We start from the raw sequence: 16,172 nt of genomic DNA, 5'->3' as shown, positions 1-16,172 counted from the left end.
GCGCCCCCCCTTCTTCTTCTCTTCGCGTCTTCGCGGCTTTGCGTGAATCCTATCAGGTGTTGAGGCGAAGGCGGAGCGCGACCGAGCGGGCGTGGGCGGGCAGCCCCTCCGCCTTGGCCAGCGCCACCGTCGCCGGGCCGAGTTCGCGCAAGCTGTCCTCGTTGAGTTGCAGGAAGCTGGTGCGCTTCATGAAGTCGAGCACCGAGAGGCCGCTGGCGAAGCGGGCGCGGCGGCCTGTGGGGAGGACGTGGTTGGGGCCGGCGACGTAATCGCCGATCGCTTCCGGCGTGTAGCGGCCGAGGAAGACCGAGCCGGCGTGGCGGATGCGGTCGAAGAACGCCTGCGGATCGTCGATCGCGAGTTGAAGGTGTTCCGGCGCGAGGCGGTCGACCAGCGGGACTGCGTCCTCCAGACGTTCGACGACGATGATCGCGCCGTTGGTGTCCCAGGCGACGCGGGCGACGGCTTCGGTGGCGAGCGTGGACAGCTGGCGCTCGACCGCGGCGGTGACCGCGTCGGCATAGGCGGCGTCGTCGGTGAACAGGATCGACTGCGTCGTGGTGTCGTGCTCGGCCTGGCTGAGCAGGTCGGCGGCGGTCCATTCGGGGTCGTTCTGCGCATCGGCGACGACGACGATCTCGGATGGCCCGGCGACCATGTCGATGCCGACGACGCCGAACAGCTGGCGCTTGGCCTCCGCGACCCAGGCGTTGCCGGGGCCGGTGATGACGTCGACCGGGGCGATCCGCCCTGCCCCGTACGCGAGCGCCGCGACGCCCTGCGCGCCGCCGACGCGCCAGATCTCGTCGATGCCGGCGAGGTGCGCGGCGGCGAGGACGAGGTCGTTGATCGCGCCGTCGGGGGTTGGCGTGACCATCGCGAGGCGCTTCACGCCCGCGACCTTGGCGGGGATCGCGTTCATCAGCAACGACGACGGATAGGCCGCGCGGCCGCCGGGGACGTAGAGGCCGGCGGCATCCACCGGGGTCCAGCGCGCGCCGAGACGGACGCCGGCGGAATCGACGCCGTCGGTGTCGAGCGGCTTCTGCTTTTCGTGATACGCCCGGATCCGCGCGGCGGCGAGTTCGAGCGCGGTGCGCAGATCGGGGTCGAGCGCCTCGAACGCTGCCGCGCAGACCGCGGGGTCGATGCGCCAGCCGGTTTGTTCCAGGTCGTGGCGGTCGAGGCGGAGCGTGAGGTCGCGCAGACCCGCCTCGCCGCGGGTGCGGACGTCGGCGATGATCGCGGCGACGTCGCGGGTGACGTCGGCGGAGGATTCGCGGCGCGCGTTGACGAGGGTGTCGAACGCGTCGGCGAAGGATGCGTCGGTGGTGGTAAGGCGGATCATGCGGCCAGCTCCACGGCGCGGCGGAAGGCTTCGACGAGGGGTACGACCTGCGGGCGGGTCTTCATCGCGGCGCGGTTGACGATGAGGCGGCTGGTGACCTGCATGATTTCCTCGACCTCGACGAGCCCGTTTTCCTTGAGCGTGCGGCCCGACGAGACCAGGTCGACGATGCGCGGCGCGAGACCAAGCGTCGGGGCGAGTTCCATCGCGCCGTTGAGCTTGACGCATTCGGCCTGGACCCCGCGCGCAGCGAAATGCGCGGCGGTGACGTGCGGGTATTTGGTGGCGACGCGGACATGGCTCCAGCCGCGCGGGTCGTCATGCTCGGCCATTTCGACGGGCTCGGCGACCGACAGGCGGCAATGGCCGATGCCGAGGTCGACCGGCGCATAAAGTTCGGAATAGCCGAATTCGGCGATCACGTCGGAGCCGACGATGCCGAGCTGCGCGGCGCCGTGCGCGACGAAGGTGGCGACGTCGAACGCGCGGACGCGGATGAGCGAGATGCCGGGGTCGTCGGTGGCGAAGCGAAGCGCGCGGCTGTCTTCGTCGGAGAACGCGGCTTCGGGGACAATGCCGGCGCGTGCCAGCAGCGGCAGGGCTTCGGCGAGGATGCGGCCCTTGGGGACCGCGATGATGAGGGGTTCGGACACGTCGCGGCTTTACGGGGCCGGTCGAGCGCGTGCAACAACACTGCATTACTCTGCGACGCTGCCAGAGACTTACCGCCCCTGCCCCGCCCCACCCGTCACCCCAGCGAAGGCTGGGGTCTCCCTGGGGCGGGTGCTGTGGCCCGAACCGGGAGATGCCAGCCTGCGCTGGCATGACGGATTTGTGCGAATCTCAGCTCAGTAGAAGAAGCTGTTGTAGACCTGCACGGTGCGGCCCGACCGGGTGTCGACCAGCACGACGTCGCGGCCGTAGCGGATCCAGCGCTGATAGCCGAAGCCCGGACGCGGCAGGCGATAGGTCTGGTAGTCGTTGATCCAGTAGTTGCGGCCGTAATATTCGGGCGCGAAGCGATAGCCGACGCTCACCGGGCGATAGCGATAGCCGCGCGGACCGGCATAGTTGCCGCGGCGATAGACGTTCTGATGCGACTGGCGGTAATCGCGCCAATCCTCGCGACGCTCCTGGCGATCCTCGCGCAGTTCGCGGCGCGCGTCGCGGACGTCGCCGCGGTCGCCGTAGCGTTGCGCCTGGCGCAGGTCGCGCTGGCTCTCGCGCACTTCGCGGTTGTCACGGCGGACTTCGCCAGCACTCTGCGCCTGCGCAGCGACCGGGGTCAGGACGGTGGCGGCAAGTGCTGCAATGATCATCATCTTCATGATTGCTCTCCTCTATTCGACGCCGGGTCAGCGGCATGGCCCCCTTTTCGACCCGCCGCGCTGAACGATGCCGGAATGGCGCGGTCAGGAAACCGACAGGTTTCGCCGCAACGCCGCGATCACCGCCCGCGGATTCTCCCAGGGGACGAAATGGCCGGCGTCGACGCGTTCGATGGTCAGGTCGGGGACATGCGCCGCGAGGCCGTCGAGCTGGATCGGCAGCAGCGCCTTGTCGTGCAGGCCCCAGATCACGAGCACCGGCCTTTGCGTTTGCGGGAACGGGGCGTCGAGAAAGGCGGGGCGTTCGGGCGCCCCATCCGTCGAGGCGTCCATCGGCGGGACGACGATCGCGCTGGCGCGGTACCAGTTGAGCATCGCGGTCAGCGCGCCCGGCTGGGACCATTGGTCGAGATAGATGGTTTTTTCGTCGGCGATCGCTTCCCGGGGGACGTGGGCGGCAAAGCTGGTGTCGAAGAAGGTTTCGAGGCCGATGCGATCGACATGCCGTTCGATCTCGGGATTGCGGAACGCGGTGATATACTGGCTGGCGGCGCGCTGCGCGGGGTCGTCGAACAGGCTGCGCTGGAAGACGAAGGGGTGCGGCGCATTGATGATCACGAGCCGCGCGATGCGGTCGGGATGTTTCAGCGCCGCCATCCACGCCACCGCGCCGCCCCAGTCGTGACCGACCAGCGTGAAGCGGGTCAGGCCGAAATGGTCGGCGAGCGCGAGCAGATCGGCGACGATCTTGTCGGGGGTGTATTCTGCGACGCCTTCGGGTTTGGACGAGCTTGCGTAGCCGCGCTGGTCGGGGGCGAGGACGAAATGGTCCTGCGCGAGATCGGGAACGATGTGGCGCCAGGTGCGGTGCGATTCGGGGAAGCCGTGGAGAAGGACTATCGGCGGGTGGGAGGGGTTGCCGGCGACCTGGACGTCGAGGGTTACCCCGGTGGGAAGCGCGATGCTGTGCAGGTCGTCCATGCTCTTCTCCTGTTGCTTCTCACGTCGCTTCCCCGGCCTTCGCCGGGGGAGGCTCTTATTCCCCTTCGTGGCGTTTTTCGACCGGCCTATGGATAGCTCACCGTCTTCGGAATCGCCGGAATCTCGATCCGCTCCTTCTCGTCGCCGGGCACCGTCGGAAACTCGCCCGCCATCCACGCCCGCTTGGCTTCGTCGATGCGGTCGCGGCGCGAGCTGACGAAATTCCACCAGACGTGGCGGGGGGTGGTGAAGGCGTCGCCGCCGCACAGCATTGCGCGGCCGCCGCTGGCCGAGCGCAGCGTCGCGGCGATGCCGGGGCGCAGAACGTAGAGAACCTGCGGCTCTAGGCTCACGCCCTCCAGCGTCGCCTCCCCCATCGCGAGATAGATCGCGCGTTCCTCGGCGGCGGCGTCGATCGGGACGCTGGCGCCGGGATCGAGCGCGATGTCGGCGTAAATCGTCCCCGAATAGGTGGTGGTCGGTGCGCTCTGCCCCCAGAGCGACCCCATGATGATCCGCGAGCGCGCGCCGTGCGCTTCGATCATCGGCAGCTGCGCCTTGGTGACGTGTTCGAACGCGGGGTCCATTTCCTCGTAGCGTTCGGGCATGGCGAGCCAGGTCTGGATGCCCGACAGATCGGGACCCTGCGCGCGCTCGTCGCCGGGCGAACGTTCGGAATGGACGATGCCGTGGCCCGCGGTCATCAGGTTGACCGCGCCGGGTTCGATCCGTGCCTTGGTCCCGAGCGAATCGCGGTGGTCGATCGCGCCGTCGAACAGATAGGTCACGGTCGAAAGGTTGATGTGCGGATGCGGGCGCACGTCGATGCCGCCGCCGACCGGCAGGTGCGCGGGGCCCATCTGGTCGAAGAACAGGAACGGGCCGACCATCGTGCGCGCCTTGTTGGGAAGCGTGCGGTGGACCTTGAAGCCGCCGAGATCGTGCGTGGAGGGCAGGATCGTCTGGAGGACGAAATCATCGAGCATCAGTGCGGCTCCGTGGCGTCGAGGAGTTCGACCAGGTCCGCGGGATAGATCACTTCGTCATGGGCGACGATATCGGATCTGGAAAACCAGCGGTGACCGACGAGCAACTGCTGTTCCTGTTCGGTGAGCCTGCCCGCCGCGACGTCGAGCGTGTCGACGTCGACGCGGAAATAGCGTTCGTCGGCGGTCACTTCGGTGCCCTCGAAGGTGCGGAAGTCGATGGTTCGCTGCGCGACTTCGGGGCCGCAGTCGATGTCGAGGCCGACCTCCTCCCATAATTCGCGGCGCGCGGCGGCGGCATAGCTCTCGCCGGGATCGACCGCGCCGCCGGGGGTGCACCACAAGGGCGGGCGGTCGTCGGGGGTGAAGCGGAACAGCAGCGCCCTGCCCTGTCCGTCGACGAGGAGGATGCGCGCGGCGGGGCGCGGGGTTCTCATCGCATACCCACCCACTCCGTCACCCCGGACTTGGTCCGGGGTCCATCGCGCCGCGAGATCAACGGCCGGGGAGTTTGCGGCACCATGGATGCCGGACCAAGTCCGGCATGACGGGAGAGTTTTGACGCGCGCGGCCTCATTCGCCGTCCAGCTCCGGATAGTGCCGGAAGATGCCGTCGGTGTTGAACGGGATCCGCCGGTCGCTCTTCAGATAGGCGCGGATGCCGGGCAGGTCGGCGACCTGGTCGTGGATGCGGATCAGGTTGGGATAATCGGGTTCCAGCGTCTTCATCCGGCGCGGGAACATGTAGCGCAGGCCCTCGACCAGCTGGAACAGCGAGGTGTCGCAATAGGTCCAGCGATGATCGATCAGCCATTCGCCGGGATTGGCCTGAACCGCGTCCTCGAAATGGCCGAGGAATTTTGGCATGCGGTCTTCGCGGAACTGCTTGGCGGCGCGCGCGGCCTCGGGTTTCTGGTCGTCGTAATAGTCCATCATCGCGACGGGGTGGTGGACGTTGTGAACCTCTGCGACCACGTCGGCGATCGTCAGCTGCAGCTGGTTGAGCCACAGCCGGTCGGCCATGTTCGACGGCGCGATATCGTGGCGCTCGCCCAGATACATGAGGATGTTGGCGACCTGCGCGATGACGATGCCGTCGAGCGCGAGATAGGGCGGCGCGAACGGCGTGCGGCCCGCGCGCGCGTTGAGATCGGCGAGCAGGCCCTCTTCGCCGACGTCACGCGCGCGGTCGACATAGGGAATCTCCGCGGCTTCGAGCGCGAGGCGGACGAACTCGCCGCGGCCCTGGAGCGAGGGCCAGTACCAGAGGTCATAGGCCATCGATTACTCTCCCGGGGCGCGGGCCTGGATGGCGAGCGCGTGGATCCGGTCCCTCAACAGATCGGCGAGCGCTTGGTTCACGAGGCGCTGGCGCGCGACGCGGCTGAGGCCGGTGAAGGCGGGGCTCTCGACCTCGACGCGGAAATGCGATTCGCCGGTGCCGTCGTCGCCCATATGGCCGGCGTGGCTGGCGCTTTCGTTGAGCACGACGAGGCGGGTTGGGCTGAGCGCCGCGGTGAGGCGGGCGGTGATCTGGTCCTGGACGGAGCCGGTGGCGAGCGTGGTCATCCTTCCTATATAGCCCGTTTGGCAAGCGCGGGGAGCCGGTGGCGAACAAAGACAGACCTAGCCCGAGATTTCACGGGCGCGTCGAGAATACCGGCCGGGCGTGCATGTATGGCGGCTGCGAGGAGCCGGGCGAATTCCGCGCGCCGCCGCTGGAGGGTGCGAGCGAGGGTGGCCCGCCGCAGTTCCGCTGGTTCTGCCTGGAGCATGTCCGCGCGTTCAATTCTCGGTATAATTTCTTCGAGGGAATGACCGCGGACGAAATCCATCATGCGCAGCGCCCGATGGCGGGATGGGAGCGCGAGACGCGCGCGTTTGCGCACGCAGGCGGCGATGCGCCGCCGAAATGGGCGGATTTTTCGGATCCGATCGATGCGATCGGGGCGCGGTTCGGGGAGCGGGTTGCTGCACGCAAGGACGGACGGGCGCTGAGCGATGGCGAGCGTCGGGCGCTGCGCGTGCTGGGGTTAGGGACGGATGTCGACCGGACGGGATTGCGCAAACGCTACAGCGAGCTGGTGCGGCGGTTTCACCCCGATCGCAACGGCGGCGACCGCGCGCATGAAGGGGAATTGCAGAAGGTGATCGCGGCGTATCAGCAGCTCAAGGGCGCGAAGGCGTTCGCGTAAGTTCCTGCACGTAACCACCCCGGCGGAGGCCGGGGCCCAATTGGGGGACAGTGGTAACTGAGGGCGGCCCTACATTACAGCGGCCTTCCCATTTGGGCCCCGGCCTTCGCCGGGGTGGTGTGCGCGGCTTAGCGCAGGACCTGCGACAGGCCGTCGATCACGAACTGGACGGCCAACGCCGCGAGCAGGACGCCGAGCAGGCGCGTGATCACGGCTTCGATCTTCGCGCCCAAAATGCGCATGATCGGGCCCGCGGCAAGCAGGGCGACCAGCGTCAGCAGCAGGATCGACAGCATCGCCGCGAGCACCACGGCGGTGCGCTCCCACCCGTCGTTGCGGCTCATCAGCAGCATCACCGACGCGATCGATCCGGGGCCGGCGATCATCGGCATCGCCATCGGGAAGATCGAGACGTCGTCGGCCTCGGGATCCTCGGCGACCTTGGCGGCGCGATCCTCGCGGCGCTGGGTGCGCTTTTCGAACACCATTTCCAGCGCGATCAGGAACAGCATGATGCCGCCGGCGATGCGGAAGCTGGCCAGGCTGATGCCGAGGCCGCGCAGCAGATCCTCGCCGAACAGCGCGAACACGAGCAGGATCGCCGCCGAGACGCCGACCGCGCGGATCGCCATCGCGCGCTTCTGCACCGGAGGAGCGGCGGAGGACAGGCCGGCATAGATCGGCGCGCAGCCCAGCGGATCGATCACCACGAAGAAGGTGATCAGCGACGAGATGAAGAGTTCGATCACAGCGCGGCTTCGTCGATCTGGAGGTTTTCGCGACGGCCGGCGGAGACGAGCGTGTTGCGCAGCAGGCAGGCGATCGTCATCGGGCCGACGCCGCCCGGTACCGGGGTGATCGCGCCCGCCACGTCGACCGCGCCCGCGAAGTCGACGTCGCCGACCAGCCCCGCATCGGTGCGGTTGATGCCGACGTCGATCACGGTCGCGCCTGGCTTGATCCAGTCGCGCTTGATCATCTGGGGAATGCCGACCGCGGCGACGACGATGTCGGCGGCGCGGACATGCGCCTTCGCGTCGCGGGTGCGGCTGTGGACGATCGTGACGGTGCAGCTCTCGGCGAGCAGCAGCTGCGCCATCGGCTTGCCGACGATGTTCGAACGGCCGACGACGACCGCTTCGAGGCCGGACAGGTTCGGGTGGATGCTTTTGAGCAGCATGATGCAGCCGAGCGGGGTGCAGGGCACGAACCCCGGCAGCCCGGTGGCGAGGCGTCCGGCGTTGATCGGATGGAAGCCGTCGACGTCCTTGTCGGGGTCGATCGCCGAAATCACCGCCTGCGCATCGATATGCGGCGGGAGCGGGAGCTGGACGAGGATGCCGTCGATTGCGGGATCGGCGTTGAGATCGGCGACCAGCGCGAGCAGCGTGTCGGCGGAAACGTCCGCGGGCAGGCGATGCTCGATGCTCTCCATGCCGGCTTCGCGCGTCGCCTTGCCCTTGGACCGGACGTAGACCGACGAGGCGGGGTCTTCGCCGACCAGTACCACGGCCAGGCCCGGCGCGCGGCCCGCGCGGGTGGTGAATTCGGCAACGCCCGTGGCGATGCGGTCGCGGAGGCCGGCGGCGAACGCCTTGCCGTCGATGATGGTCGCAGTCATGGCCGCATTCCATAGAGCGCGGCTTCGGCTTTCGCCAGTATCGCGTCAGTATCCCACGGGGCCGATCTGCTGCTGGAGCAGCGCAGTGTCCACCAAACGCGTCAAGATGCCCACCGCGAGCAGGACAACGAACGGAGACAGGTCGAGTGCGCCGAAGTCGGGCAGGATGCGACGAATAGGATTGTAAAGCGGGTCAGTCATCCGCTGCAGGGCGGTCCATATGGTGCGGACGAAATCGCTGTGCGTGTTGATGACGTTGAACGCGATCAGCCAGGACAAGATGGCCTGCACGATGATAATCCACCAGACGACGTTCAGTAGGATTTGGGCGATCTGGAGCAGGTAGATCAAGTGCGGTCTCCGCGAGTGCTTAGATAGAGTATAGGGTGCGGAGGAGGTTGGGAGAAGACCCTCGCCTTCGTCATGCCGGGCTTGGTCCGGCATCCACCGTCAGGCAAACTCTCGGGCCGGGGAGTGTGCGGCACGATGGGCCCCGGAACAAGTCCGGGGTGACGGGGGGAGCGAGGCACCGTCCCCTCCCCTCCCCATCCGTCATGCCAGCGCAGGCTGGCATCTCTCGCGGCGAGCGCGGGACGCTGCAACGGGAGACCCCAGCCTGCGCTGGGGTGAAGATAAGGGGGCGGAGCCTAGCGCGGCCGGGGCTTGCAGCTGACCAGTGTCCCGGCCCCCTGCCTGGTGAAGATCTCGAGCAGCATCGCATGCGGCACGCGGCCGTCGATGATCACCGCGGCGTCGACGCCGGACTGGACCGCGGCGACGCAGGTTTCGAGTTTGGGGATCATGCCGCCGGTGATCGTGCCGTCGGCACGCAGTTCGGCGACGCGGGCCGGATCGAGATCGGTGAGCAGCTCGCCCTGCTTGTCGAGCACGCCGACGATGTCGGTGAGCAGAAAGAAGCGTGCCGCGCCCATCGCCGAGGCGATCGCGCCCGCCATGGTGTCGGCGTTGATGTTGTAGGTCTGGCCGTCGGCGCCGATCCCGATCGGGGCGACCACGGGGATCATGTCCGCCTTCAGCAGCGTATCGAGAATCTTGCGGTCGACTGCGATCGGCTCGCCAACGAAGCCCAGGTCGACATGGCGCTCGATACCCTGCAGCCGGTCCGGCTCGCGCGCGCTACCCACCTTCTGCGCGAGGACGAGCCCTGCATCCTTGCCTGAGATGCCGACCGCGCGGCCGCCGGCCTGGCCGATCCAGCCGACGATTTCCTTGTTGATCGATCCCGCGAGCACCATTTCGGCGATCTGCGCGGTCTCCGCATCGGTCACGCGCAGGCCGTCGACGAAGCGCGATTCGACGCCGAGGCGCTTGAGCATCGCGCCGATCTGCGGACCGCCGCCATGCACCACGACGACGTTGATGCCGACCGCCTTCAGCAGCACCATGTCCTCGGCGAAATCGCGCTGCAGCTCGGGGTCGCCCATCGCGTGGCCGCCATATTTCACGACGAAGGTCTTGCCGGCGTAGCGCTGAAGATAGGGGAGCGCTTCGGTCAGCGTCTCCGCCTTGGCGAGCAGGGCGGGATCGGGGGCGTGATCGGTCATGGCCGCGCTTTAGCCAGTCGTTCCGCGCGCGTCATCCGCTGTTGCGGAGCGCGGTGGCGATCGCGTTGATCGACAGCAGGATGCCCTCGCCGATCCGCGGATCCTCCTCGCCAGCGCGGCGGCGCTTGATGAGCTCGATCTGGAGCAGGTTGAGCGGCTCGATATACGGCAGCCGGAGGCGGATCGAGGCGTCGAGCGCGGGGTGTTTTTCCAGCAAATGCGACTGGCCGGTGACCTGCAGCAGCCCGTCATGCGTCTGGTGCCAGCCGTCGCGGATCGTGTCGAAGATGCCGCGGAGCGCAGGGTCCTCGACCAGCTCGGCATAGCGCGCGGCGATACCGATGTCGGATTTCGCGAGCACCATTTCGAGATTGGCGAGCGCGGAGGCGAACAGCGGCCAGCCCTGCGCCATCTCGGCGAGCAGCGCCTTGTCGGGATAGGCGGCGATCGCCTGCCCGACGCCGTACCAGCCCGGCAGCATCACGCGCGCCTGCGCCCAGCTGAACACCCAGGGGATCGCGCGCAGATCCTCGATGCGGTCGGACTTGGTGCGGCTGGCGGGGCGGCTGCCGATCTTCAGGCCCGCGATCTCGGCGATCGGGGTCATCTGGCGGAAGAACGTGCGGAAGCCTTCGGTGCCGTAAACCAGGTCGCGATAACTCTTGAACGCGGTGTCGCTGAGCGCGTCCATCGCGGCGGAGAATTGCGCGTTGTCGGCGTTGGACAGACGGTCGGGTTCGAGGCTGGCGAGCAACGTCGCCGAGGCGATGGCCTCGAGATTCGTCATCGCCGCGTCGCGCGTGCCGTATTTGGCGGCGATCACCTCGCCCTGTTCGGTGATGCGGATGCGGCCCTGCACGGTGCCGGGCGGCTGCGCGCGGATCGCGGTGAACGCCGAACCGCCACCACGCCCGACCGCGCCGCCGCGGCCGTGGAACAGCTGCATGCCGACACCGGCGCCGGCGAACACCGGCTTCAGCGCGGTCGACGCCTTCGACAGCGACCAGGTCGAGGTCAGATAGCCCCCGTCCTTGTTGCTGTCCGAATAGCCGATCATCACCTCCTGATGCCCGCGATGGCGCGCGATCGCGGCGATTTCGGGGAGCGCGAACCACTCGGTCATCACCGCGGGGGCGGCTTCCAGATCGCCGATCGTCTCGAACAGCGGCACCGCCATGATCGCTGCGGACGGCACTTCGCCTGGCCGGTAGAGCCCGGCCTCCTTGAGCAACAGATTGACTTCGAGCAGGTCGCTGACCGACTGCGCCATCGAGACGATATAGTTGACGATGCACGCCGGGCCGTAGGTCGCGTGCGCATCGGCGGCGGCCTGGACGATCGCGAGTTCGCCGGCGGTTTCGTCGCTGTAGGTGGCGAAGCGCGAGGTCAGCGGGCGGGCGTTGGCGAGTTCGCGGCGGAGCAACGCGATCCGTGCCGCCTCGTCGAGCGACAGATAGTCGGGCTCGACGCCCGCGACCTGGAGCAGTTCGGCGACGACGCGTTCGTGGACCGCGCTGTTCTGGCGCATGTCGAGCGTGGCGAGGTGGAAGCCGAACGTCTCGACCGCGCGGATCAGCCGGCCAAGCGCGCCCCCGCTGGCGAGCGTGCCGCTGCCGACCGCGGCAAGGCCGTGCGCGATCGCGACGAGATCGGCGCGCAGCGCCTGCGGGTCGGGATAGGCCGCGCCGGCCAGGCTGCCCGGGCGCGGCGCGGGCTTGCCGATCAGCGCGCGGTGCGTCGCGGCGAGGCGCGCGTAGATGCCGCTGAGCGCGCGGCGATAGGGTTCGTCTGCACGGCTGGCGGCGGTGTCGCCGCTCGCCTCGGCCAGTGCGGCGACTGCGGCGTCGGCGAGGGTGTGTTCGGTCGAGATCGACAGTTCGGCGCCGAGTGCGTGGACCGCGTCGAGATAATAGACGAGCACGGCTTCGCTCGCCTTGCCGAGCGCGGCCTTGAGCGAGTCGGCGGTGACATAGGGGTTGCCGTCGCGGTCGCCGCCGATCCAGCTGCCGGGCCGCAGGAAGCTCGGTACGCGCGCCCCGAGTGCGCGGTCCCAGCGCTGATAGAGCGCGGGCAACGCGGGCAGGAACACGTCGCGCAGATAGCTGAGCGCGGTGTCGACCTCGTTGGCCACATAGAGCCGGTCGCGGCGCAGCACGCGGGTCTGCCACAGCAGCGCGATCTGGCGACGGATACCGTCCTCGACGCCGTCGCCGTCCGGCGTGGTCTCGCGGCCGGCATCGCGCATCAGCATCAGCTCGGCGATGCGGTTGCGGTGGTCGATCATGCTTTTCCGGCGCACCTCGGTCGGGTGTGCGGTGAGCACGGGGGCGATCAATGCGTGGTCGAGCAGCGCGCGGACCTGCGCGCGGTCGATCCCCTCGGCTTCGAGCTGCGCGAGCGCGGAGGCGAGATCGGCGCCCTGTTCGGCAGTGATACCCTGGCGGTCCTCGGCCAGATTGGCGAGCATGCTGAACAGCATGAAGCCGCGGACGAAATCGAGCGTCTCGTCGAGATCGAGCTTTTCGAGGCTGAGATCGACCGCCTCGTCGGAGCCGTTGCCGCGGTGGCGCTCGACCGACGCCTTGCGGATCGCCTCGGTCGCAGCGAACAGCGGCTCGCCGCCATAGGCGCGGATGACATCGCCGAGCAGCGTGCCGAGGAAGCGGATGTCGGAGGTATTCGCGATGTGGGGAAGACTGGCCATGGTCGGATGCTGCGCTGCGGTAGCTGTGAGGTCAACCGGGCGATGCCGATCTATCGCGCTTCCCTTGCCCCCCAACCGTCACCCCAGCGCAGGCTGGGTGACGGTTGCAGCGCCCCGCCCTCACCACACGAGATGCCAGCCTGCACTGGGATGACGGGTTGCAGGGGGAGACGCCGTCAGCGCTGGCGCGAGGCCTGGCGTTCCTCGGTGGTGACGGTGCCGTCATGGTTGAGGTCCATCGCGTCGAACCGCGCGAGGCTGCCCTCGCTGAATTCGATCGCGGAGATGAAGCCGTCCTTGTTGCGGTCATAGCCCTGGAGGCGTGGCGCGGTCTTGGCGGGGAGCTCGTCCTTGCCGATCTTCTCGTCGCCGTCGCGGTCGAGCGCGCGGAAGCGGCGCTCCATCGCGCCGCCGTAATCGAGCCGCGACGTGACCGACGGCGGCACGAATCCCGCCGCACGCGCATCGGCCTGTTCGCGCGCCGCCTGTTTGTCGGTGCAGCCCATCAGCGCCAGCCCCGCGGCCAGCGCCGTTCCTATCATCACCCGCATGTTTCGTTCTCCCGAAGCAGGCGGTTACGCCTCCAGCTCGACGTCCCAATAGAGCCAGTCGTGCCAGGTTTGGTGCAAATAATTGGGCGGGAAGCGGCGACCATGTTCCTGCAGGTGCCAATTGGTCGGCCGGATCGGCTCGATATGCAGCGGCATCGCCGCCTGTTTCGGCGTCCTCCCGCCCTTTTTTAGGTTGCACGGCGCGCACGCGGTAACCACGTTTTCCCAGGTGGTGCGGCCGCCTTGCGCGCGGGGGACGACATGGTCGAAGGTCAGGTCCTTGGGCTTGCCGCAATATTGGCAGGCGAACTTGTCGCGCAGGAACAGGTTGAAGCGGGTGAAGGCGGGAAATTGCGACGGACGCACGAATTGCTTGAGCGCGATCACCGAGGGCAGCTTCAGCGAGAAGTTGGAGCTGCGCACCTCGCGCTCATAATTGGCGACGATGTCGACGCGGTCGAGGAACACCGCCTTGACCGCAGTCTGCCAGGGCCACACGCTGAGCGGATAATAGGAGAGCGGCGTGTAATCGGCGTTGAGCACAAGCGCCGGACACCCATCCGGATGGCGCATAAGGTCGGGGTGAAACACGGCTTCTCCCACTCAGGCTTCGCTGGACGCGCCAATGACGCACCGCGATGACAGGAGCATGACAGCACGGAGCGGGAGTCGGGGTCAACCCTTTGGACGTGGGGTCGTCACGCGGTTCGCGCCGAGCCCGACCGGACGGCTGCATCTTGGCCATGCGGTCTCGGCGATCCGTGCGCATGATTTCGCGCGGACGTGCGGCGGGCGGTTCGTGCTGCGGATCGAGGATATCGACGGGACGCGGAGCAGACCGGAACATGTCGCGGGGATTTTGGAGGATCTGCGCTGGCTGGGGCTCGACTGGGACGAACTGGTGATCCAGTCGGAACGGCTGGCGACCTATGCCGACGCACTGGAACGGTTGCGCGCGATGGGGCTGGTCTATCCGTGCGTGTGCACCCGCGCCGAAATCGCCGCGAGTGCGTCGGCACCGCAGGGCGACATGCCGCAGGCCTATCCGGGGAGCTGCCGGATCGCCCCGCCCGCGCTCGACAAGCCCCATTGCTGGCGGCTCGATATGGCGGCGGCGCTGGCGGCGACTGGCCCCGTGACGTGGCATGACGCGACCGCGGGGACCGTCGTCGCCGATCCGCGACCGCAGGGCGACATCGTGCTCGCGCGCAAGGATGCGCCGTCGAGCTATCATCTCGCGGTGACGCTGGACGATGCCGCGCAAGGCGTGACCGACGTGGTTCGCGGCGTCGACCTGTTCGCGGCGACCCATGTCCACCGCGTACTGCAGGCGCTGCTGGGGTTGCCGGTGCCAGCCTATCACCACCATCCGCTGGTGACCGGGCCTGACGGCCGGCGGCTCGCGAAGCGCGACGGCGCGCCGACGCTAGAGGCGCGGCGGCTGGCTGGGGAGGATGGGCTGTCGCTCGCCGAGGACCTCCGGGTGCTTCATCCTCCCCTGGCAGGGGAGGTGGCTGGCGCAGCCAGACGGAGGGGTGTCCACACCAAGTGACGGGCGACACCCCTCGTCAGTCCTTCGGACTGCCACCTCCCCTTGCAGGGGAGGATGTCGCGCGACGATTGCGCGGCCGGGCGCAGCCGCTACATAGCCCGGATGCGTATCCTGCTCCTCTGCCCGCTTCTGTGTCTCGTCGGTTGCGGCCAGCCGGGCGTCGACGACGCGATCGACGCGGTGCGCGGCGAGGTGATCGAATCTCCCTCCGCGCAGTTTCGCGACGTGAAGCCGTGTCCGTCGGGCAATGGCTATTACGGCATGGTCAACAGCAAGAACGTGAAGCGCGAGTATATGGGGTTCCAGCCCTTCGTCTATGCCGAGGGCAACGCGGCGCTGTACGAGAGCCAGATGGAATATCAGCAGCTGCGGAAATTGTGCGCGGTGAAGAAGGGCTGACCTGTTGTTCTCCCGCGAAAGTGGGAGCCCAGGAGTCTCGGACGGCGCCGTCTGTAACCCTGGGTCCCCGCTTTCGCGGGGGAACTGTTCATGGGCGCCCACCCCCATTGCTACCCCACCCCGCCGCGCCTAGATTATGGCCATGAACACCTTCCTCATCATCCTCCTGGTCGCGGCGATGATCGCGACCCTCGTGGCCCTCGTGCGCGGGATCGTGTCGTTCCTGCAGGAGGGGACGCAGGCGGTGAAAGACGGCAACGGGCCCAGCACCGCGCAGCTGAAATCGAACCGGATGATGCAGCAACGCATCTTCTTCCAGGCGCTGGCGATCCTGATCGTCGTGGTGATCCTGTTCGCCGCCGGCCGGACGTAAATTGGTCAAGCTCAACAGCATCTACACGCGGACCGGCGACGACGGCACCACCGGCCTGGTCGACGGATCGCGCGTGTCGAAGACCGATCCGCGGATGCAGGCGATCGGCGACGTCGACGAGGCGAACAGCGCGCTGGGGATCGCGAGCGTGGCGCTCGCCGACCACCCGATCGCCGCCGAGCTTCAGCGGATCCAGAACGACCTGTTCGACCTGGGCGCCGACCTCGCCACGCCGGGCACCGAGTTCGAACCGTCCGAGATGGTGCTGCGGATCGTCCCCGCGCAGGTCGAGCGGCTGGAACGCGCGATCGATGCGATGACTGCGCAGATGGCGCCGCTGCGCAGCTTCATCCTGCCCGGCGGGTCGGCGGGCGCGGCGGCGCTGCATCTGGCACGCGCGATCACGCGGCGGGCGGAGCGCGCCGCGGTGGCGATTCCCGAGCCGGTCAACCCGGCGGCGCTGCGCTATATCAACCGGCTGTCGGACTTCCTGTTCGTCGCCGCGCGGCATGTGAACCAAAGCGGTGCCGGCGACGTTCTGTGGCAGCCGGGGGCAACCCGGGGCTAGG

At 68.1% G+C, this 16,172-nt stretch carries 20 protein-coding genes; 5 read left to right on the top strand and 15 right to left on the bottom strand.

What is annotated here, in order from left to right; translation table 11 throughout:
- Positions 1–52: 52 nt before the first annotated feature.
- The 8 genes from hisD to U1701_RS04585 all read right to left on the bottom strand — a co-directional run bounded on the left by hisD (position 53) and on the right by U1701_RS04585 (position 6,212).
- On the bottom strand, positions 53–1,348 hold the full coding sequence (gene hisD, locus U1701_RS04620; RefSeq protein ID WP_332781339.1) for a histidinol dehydrogenase: 1,296 nt from the start codon (positions 1,346–1,348) through the stop codon (positions 53–55).
- Positions 1,345–2,001 carry an ATP phosphoribosyltransferase gene (gene hisG / locus U1701_RS04615; RefSeq protein WP_332781338.1) on the bottom strand — a complete coding sequence of 219 codons (657 nt, stop codon included), beginning with the start codon at positions 1,999–2,001 and terminating at the stop codon, positions 1,345–1,347. The genes hisD and hisG overlap by 4 nt, the downstream gene beginning before the upstream one ends.
- A gap of 195 nt (positions 2,002–2,196) precedes the next feature.
- Positions 2,197–2,676 (bottom strand): RcnB family protein, encoded by a 480-nt coding sequence (locus tag U1701_RS04610; RefSeq protein WP_332781337.1) that lies wholly within the window; start codon positions 2,674–2,676, stop codon positions 2,197–2,199.
- An 84-nt stretch (positions 2,677–2,760) separates the two neighbouring features.
- Positions 2,761–3,657 (bottom strand): alpha/beta fold hydrolase, encoded by an 897-nt coding sequence (locus U1701_RS04605; RefSeq protein WP_332781336.1) that lies wholly within the window; start codon positions 3,655–3,657, stop codon positions 2,761–2,763.
- A gap of 86 nt (positions 3,658–3,743) precedes the next feature.
- The gene (locus U1701_RS04600; RefSeq protein ID WP_332781335.1) at positions 3,744–4,643 is read right to left on the bottom strand and encodes a pirin family protein; all 900 of its coding nucleotides are present in this window, start codon (positions 4,641–4,643) and stop codon (positions 3,744–3,746) included.
- A complete protein-coding gene (locus U1701_RS04595) occupies positions 4,643–5,080 on the bottom strand; it encodes an NUDIX hydrolase (protein WP_332781334.1) in 438 nt (145 codons plus the stop codon). The genes U1701_RS04600 and U1701_RS04595 overlap by 1 nt, the downstream gene beginning before the upstream one ends.
- Before the next feature lie 136 nt (positions 5,081–5,216).
- Positions 5,217–5,924, bottom strand: a complete 708-nt coding sequence (locus U1701_RS04590; protein WP_332781333.1) for a glutathione S-transferase — start codon at positions 5,922–5,924, stop codon at positions 5,217–5,219.
- 3 nt (positions 5,925–5,927) lie between these two features.
- A complete protein-coding gene (locus tag U1701_RS04585; protein ID WP_332781332.1) occupies positions 5,928–6,212 on the bottom strand; it encodes a BolA family protein in 285 nt (94 codons plus the stop codon).
- Positions 6,213–6,316: 104 nt separating this feature from the next.
- Between U1701_RS04585 and U1701_RS04580 the strand changes: the two genes are divergently transcribed.
- A complete protein-coding gene (locus U1701_RS04580) occupies positions 6,317–6,838 on the top strand; it encodes a J domain-containing protein (RefSeq protein WP_332781449.1) in 522 nt (173 codons plus the stop codon).
- Positions 6,839–6,966: 128 nt separating this feature from the next.
- On the opposite strand, the gene U1701_RS04575 is transcribed toward U1701_RS04580, so the two are convergent.
- From U1701_RS04575 to U1701_RS04545, 7 genes are all read right to left on the bottom strand, one after another.
- Positions 6,967–7,587 carry a MarC family protein gene (locus tag U1701_RS04575; protein WP_332781331.1) on the bottom strand — a complete coding sequence of 207 codons (621 nt, stop codon included), beginning with the start codon at positions 7,585–7,587 and terminating at the stop codon, positions 6,967–6,969.
- Complete coding sequence (folD, locus tag U1701_RS04570) at positions 7,584–8,459, bottom strand: bifunctional methylenetetrahydrofolate dehydrogenase/methenyltetrahydrofolate cyclohydrolase FolD (protein WP_332781330.1); 876 nt, start codon at positions 8,457–8,459, stop codon at positions 7,584–7,586. Before folD ends, U1701_RS04575 begins: the two co-directional genes overlap by 4 nt.
- 45 nt (positions 8,460–8,504) lie before the next feature.
- Positions 8,505–8,810 carry a YggT family protein gene (locus tag U1701_RS04565; RefSeq protein ID WP_332781329.1) on the bottom strand — a complete coding sequence of 102 codons (306 nt, stop codon included), beginning with the start codon at positions 8,808–8,810 and terminating at the stop codon, positions 8,505–8,507.
- A gap of 296 nt (positions 8,811–9,106) precedes the next feature.
- Positions 9,107–10,024, bottom strand: a complete 918-nt coding sequence (gene argB / locus U1701_RS04560; RefSeq protein ID WP_332781328.1) for an acetylglutamate kinase — start codon at positions 10,022–10,024, stop codon at positions 9,107–9,109.
- Between the two features lie 31 nt (positions 10,025–10,055).
- The gene (gene ppc / locus U1701_RS04555; protein WP_332781327.1) at positions 10,056–12,728 is read right to left on the bottom strand and encodes a phosphoenolpyruvate carboxylase; all 2,673 of its coding nucleotides are present in this window, start codon (positions 12,726–12,728) and stop codon (positions 10,056–10,058) included.
- Positions 12,729–12,904: 176 nt separating this feature from the next.
- Positions 12,905–13,279, bottom strand: a complete 375-nt coding sequence (locus U1701_RS04550; RefSeq protein ID WP_332781326.1) for an EF-hand domain-containing protein — start codon at positions 13,277–13,279, stop codon at positions 12,905–12,907.
- A 24-nt stretch (positions 13,280–13,303) separates the two neighbouring features.
- Positions 13,304–13,870 (bottom strand): HNH endonuclease, encoded by a 567-nt coding sequence (locus U1701_RS04545; RefSeq protein WP_332781325.1) that lies wholly within the window; start codon positions 13,868–13,870, stop codon positions 13,304–13,306.
- 58 nt (positions 13,871–13,928) lie between these two features.
- Here U1701_RS04545 and gluQRS point away from each other — a divergent pair, with 58 nt between their 5' ends.
- The 4 genes from gluQRS (at position 13,929) to U1701_RS04525 (ending at position 16,171) form a co-directional block, all read left to right on the top strand.
- Complete coding sequence (gluQRS, locus tag U1701_RS04540) at positions 13,929–14,831, top strand: tRNA glutamyl-Q(34) synthetase GluQRS (protein ID WP_332781324.1); 903 nt, start codon at positions 13,929–13,931, stop codon at positions 14,829–14,831.
- Positions 14,832–14,933: 102 nt separating this feature from the next.
- Positions 14,934–15,230 (top strand): hypothetical protein, encoded by a 297-nt coding sequence (locus tag U1701_RS04535; protein WP_332781323.1) that lies wholly within the window; start codon positions 14,934–14,936, stop codon positions 15,228–15,230.
- Between the two features lie 142 nt (positions 15,231–15,372).
- Positions 15,373–15,603, top strand: coding sequence for a twin transmembrane helix small protein (locus U1701_RS04530; protein WP_332781322.1), 231 nt, complete (start codon positions 15,373–15,375; stop codon positions 15,601–15,603).
- Between the two features lies 1 nt (position 15,604).
- Positions 15,605–16,171 carry a cob(I)yrinic acid a,c-diamide adenosyltransferase gene (locus tag U1701_RS04525; RefSeq protein ID WP_332781321.1) on the top strand — a complete coding sequence of 189 codons (567 nt, stop codon included), beginning with the start codon at positions 15,605–15,607 and terminating at the stop codon, positions 16,169–16,171.
- Position 16,172 lies beyond the last annotated feature (1 nt).

Origin of the sequence: Sphingomonas rhamnosi (assembly GCF_036663615.1) — a bacterium.
Lineage (GTDB): Bacteria > Pseudomonadota > Alphaproteobacteria > Sphingomonadales > Sphingomonadaceae > Sphingomonas.
Note: the sequence above shows the minus strand (reverse complement) of the source record. Positions and strands in the feature narration are given on the sequence as shown.